Raw genomic sequence first — 1,043 nt, forward strand, 5'->3', positions numbered from 1 at the left:
GTATTATAGCCCAAGGGGCTACAAAAAAACTAACAAGGTTGGTGTAGATTTGAATAATTTAGGAACGTGTTGGTATTGTGGAAAAATGGTTGCTTTAGATGAATTTGGTGATCCGGGTGAACGTGCTTTCCATTCTTCTTGCTTTTTGAAATATGAGACAGAAAGAGACAAAACTTTAGAAGATTATTTAAAACTTAAATCGAAAGTTTCTTTTGAACGAGCCTTAAAGAAAATTGAAAGGCAAAATGGAGTAAATATCAATGATTATTATGATGACGCAAATGCTGTGAGAGAATTTATAGATGAAAAACCACGTACATTTGAATCGTCGGATGAAATAATGACAGCTATAGAATTAGTTCATGAGCGTATTAAGAGTAAGACCCAATTTAAAATTGGTAAAAGACGAGTTGATTTCTTAATACCGTCATTGCATGTGGCTCTTGAAATAGATGGTAAGTTACATGAATTTAAAGTTGTTAAAGACTCGAATAGAGAAATTGAAATCATGGAAAATTTGAACAAACAAATGGGCGGAAATTGGGAAGTTATCAGAATACCTACGAAATATATTGAAACAAATATCAAACAACTTGGTAAGGCTATTGCTGTTCTTTATAAAAAAAGGCAAAACGAAAGAAAAAAGAATAACGGATTTTTACCAACAAATTGGAGTAAGACAAATAAAGTAGCGCAAATTAACGCTCTTAATGATATTGAGGACCAAACGAAAGAAACTATAAATTTGGATAGTGTCAAAAAGCCAACTGAGCTTTAAATACTTCGGTTAGTCGCGTTATAGACCAGCCTATTCGGGAGAGTAGGCACATACATAATAAAACCTAATCCAGTAACAATTGGCATACGCAGGAAAGCCTGTCAATCTTTCCCCATTTGTTGCAAATGGATAAAACATTATTTAGAGAAGACAATCTAAGTTTTATCAATACAATCGGGTTTAGCCCCAAAGAGTGGTAGTTTGAGATTGTAGTAATCCAAAAATAGAATATGCCATGAGTACTCATGAACATACTATGGGTTTG

At 33.4% G+C, this 1,043-nt stretch carries 1 protein-coding gene; it reads left to right on the forward strand.

Translation table 11 applies throughout. The features are described 5' to 3' along the window. On the forward strand, window positions 1–778 hold a 778-nt coding region (locus tag GSM_RS13860), incomplete at its 5' end, for a DUF559 domain-containing protein (protein ID WP_010077746.1). Window positions 779–1,043: the final 265 nt, after the last annotated feature.

Origin of the sequence: Liquorilactobacillus mali KCTC 3596 = DSM 20444, assembly GCF_000260415.1 — a bacterium.
GTDB classification, from domain to species: domain Bacteria; phylum Bacillota; class Bacilli; order Lactobacillales; family Lactobacillaceae; genus Liquorilactobacillus; species Liquorilactobacillus mali.